3 protein-coding genes are annotated in these 2,404 nt (G+C 64.1%); all 3 read right to left on the bottom strand.

All coding sequences use genetic code 11. The features are described 5' to 3' along the window. Positions 1–15: 15 nt before the first annotated feature. Positions 16–1,569, bottom strand: coding sequence for an IS66 family transposase (gene tnpC, locus KRX52_RS14550; RefSeq protein ID WP_217682448.1), 1,554 nt, complete (start codon positions 1,567–1,569; stop codon positions 16–18). Positions 1,570–1,640: 71 nt separating this feature from the next. Then, the gene (tnpB, locus tag KRX52_RS14545; RefSeq protein WP_217682447.1) at positions 1,641–1,976 is read right to left on the bottom strand and encodes an IS66 family insertion sequence element accessory protein TnpB; all 336 of its coding nucleotides are present in this window, start codon (positions 1,974–1,976) and stop codon (positions 1,641–1,643) included. Next, the gene (gene tnpA, locus KRX52_RS14540; protein WP_217682446.1) at positions 1,973–2,314 is read right to left on the bottom strand and encodes an IS66-like element accessory protein TnpA; all 342 of its coding nucleotides are present in this window, start codon (positions 2,312–2,314) and stop codon (positions 1,973–1,975) included. Before tnpA ends, tnpB begins: the two co-directional genes overlap by 4 nt. Positions 2,315–2,404 lie beyond the last annotated feature (90 nt).

Below are 2,404 nucleotides of genomic sequence, written 5' to 3'. Positions count from 1 at the left end.
GTAAGCGGCCGGGCATCACACCTTGCTGGCAGGCATCCAGTTGTGCGGCAGCAGCTCAGTCAGTGCGCTGGTCTTCTGCGTTGGCAGGCGTGTGAGCACGTCCTTCAGGTAGGCATACGGGTCATGGCCGTTCAGTCGCGCTGACTGAATCAGTGTCATCAGCGCCGCCGCACGTTTACCGCTGCGCAGCGAGCCGGCAAACAGCCAGTTCGAGCGGCCAATGGCCCACGGGCGGATCTGGTTTTCGCACCAGTTGTTGTCGATGGCCAGCATGCCGTCATCGAGATAGCGCACCAGGGCCGTCCAGCGCTTGAGGCTGTAGTCGAGCGCCTTGGCGATGGCCGTGCCTTCGTGCACCAACTGGCGCTGGGCGAGCATCCAGCCGTGCAGGGCATCGGCGATGGGTTTGGCTTTTTCCTGGCGAATTCGCTGTCGCTCATCGGGCAGCAGGTCGCGCACCTCGCGCTCAATGTCGTACAGCTGACCGATGTGGCGCAGAGCCTGCTCAGCCAGCTGGCTCTTGTTGGCGACATGCAGGTCGTAGAACTTGCGGCGGGCATGGGCCATGCAGCCGACTTCGGTCACGCCCTGCTCGAAGCAGGCCTTGTAGCCGGCGAAGTCGTCGCAGACCAATTGGCCTTTCCAGTCGCCCAGGAAGGTGCGGGCATGCTCGCCGGCACGGCTGGGGCTGAAATCGTAGACCGCCGCACGCAGATCAGCGAACGGGCTGGGTACGTAGGCCCAGACATAGGCGCGCTGGGTCTTTTTCATCCCCGGAGCCAGCATCTGCACCGGGGTTTCGTCAGCATGGACGATGCTCTGCTTCAGCACGATATCCCGCAGCGCATCGACCAGCGGTTGCAGCTGCACGCCGCAGCTGCCGACCCATTGCGCCAGGGTCGAGCGCGGGATGGCCAGGCCGGCGCGGCCGAAGATCTTTTCCTGGCGGTACAGCGGCAGATGGTCGGCGTACTTGGCCACCATGACCTGGGCCAGCAAGCCGGCGGTCGGGATGCCCTTGTCGATCACCTGGGCCGGAACCGGCGCCTGGATCAGCGTTTCGCACTGTGCGCAGACCCATTTGCCGCGGATATGCCGCTCCACCGTGAAGACGCCTGGGGTGTAGTCGAGCTTTTCGCTGACATCCTCGCCGATGCGCTTGAGCTGGCAGCCGCAGGCACACTGCGTGGTGTCCGGCTCGTGATGGACCAGGGTGCGCGGAAACTGCGGTGGCAGGGTGGTGCGCTTGGGCTGCTGGCGTGGCTCGGCCGCCACCGGTGCGGGACTCAGCGCCTTGAGCTCGGCCTCGATGGCCGCGATGTCGGTATCGAGCAGGTCGTCCAGCAAGCTGATCTGGTCAGGGCTGAGCTGCTCGCTGCGCCGGGCAAACTTGTGGCGTTTGAGGATGGCAATCTCGTGAGCCAGCTGCTCGTTGCGCGTCTTGTGATACCGGACTTGCTGATCGAGGCTGGAGACCTGCTGGTCGAGGCTTGCGACACGCTCTGTCAACTGCGCCGCCAGTGCGCGCAGTTGCTCGGGAGTGAGGTGGTCGAAAGCAGAAGGAGCCATCGCCGTGATTGTGCCGGCCTCGACGGCGCCCGACGATAGGTCGTTCGGTCAATTGCGCACCGCAGGACTCACTACAGCAGACGGATTTCGGCTCCGGCACCGACCCGCTGCCACGGCAGTCCGACCACCAGAGCCTGAAGTTGCTCGGGATTCAACTCCATCTGCCTGCCTTGCCAGTTGCCGGGCCAGACGAAGCGCCCCTGATTCAGGCGGCGCGAGGCCAGCCATATACCGAAGCCGTCATGCACCAGCACCTTCATGCGGTTGGCCCGCTTGTTGGCGAACAGATAAGCGCAGTGCGGCTGCGCCGCACCGAAAACCGCCACCACCCTGGCCAGGGCCGTTTCCGTTCCGGCACGCATGTCCATGGGCTCGGTAGCCAGCCAGATACGATCAATGCGGATCATTGCAGGAGCTCACGCACGAACCGGGCACAGCCTTCGGCATCGGCTGCCGGCCAGTGCAGGGTCACGGTCGTGCGGCGATGGGGAATCTCGATGCGGATCTCCGCCTGGTTGGATGCCACAGGCTGAATGGGCGACTCCAGTGTCACCGGGAGAAATGCGGGCAGTGCTTCGGCCGTCGGTCGGCAGGCCGCCAGCCTTCGCCATCGATGAACCACATTGGTGTTGATGCCGTGACTCAGGGCCACGCTGGCAACCGAGTTGCCAGGCAGGCTGCACTCCTGCACGACTTGCGCCTTGAGGGCCTTGGAATAAGAACGCCGCTGCTTGATTTCCCGCATGAGAGCCTTGAAATGGTGTCCACGATAAATAGGTGGACACCATCTCTTAGCTTGGCGGGGTCAAACCAGACGGGATGCCCGGACGGTTAC

This window comes from Geopseudomonas aromaticivorans (assembly GCF_019097855.1).
GTDB classification, from domain to species: domain Bacteria; phylum Pseudomonadota; class Gammaproteobacteria; order Pseudomonadales; family Pseudomonadaceae; genus Geopseudomonas; species Geopseudomonas aromaticivorans.
Note: the sequence above shows the minus strand (reverse complement) of the source record. Positions and strands in the feature narration are given on the sequence as shown.

Bases quoted from the DNA above. Each gene is read 5' to 3' on its own strand.
- tnpC (WP_217682448.1), bottom strand. From the start codon at position 1,569: ATGGCTCCTTCTGCTTTCGACCACCTCACTCCCGAGCAACTGCGCGCA.
- tnpB (WP_217682447.1), bottom strand. From the start codon at position 1,976: ATGATCCGCATTGATCGTATCTGGCTGGCTACCGAGCCCATGGACATG.
- tnpA (WP_217682446.1), bottom strand. From the start codon at position 2,314: ATGCGGGAAATCAAGCAGCGGCGTTCTTATTCCAAGGCCCTCAAGGCG.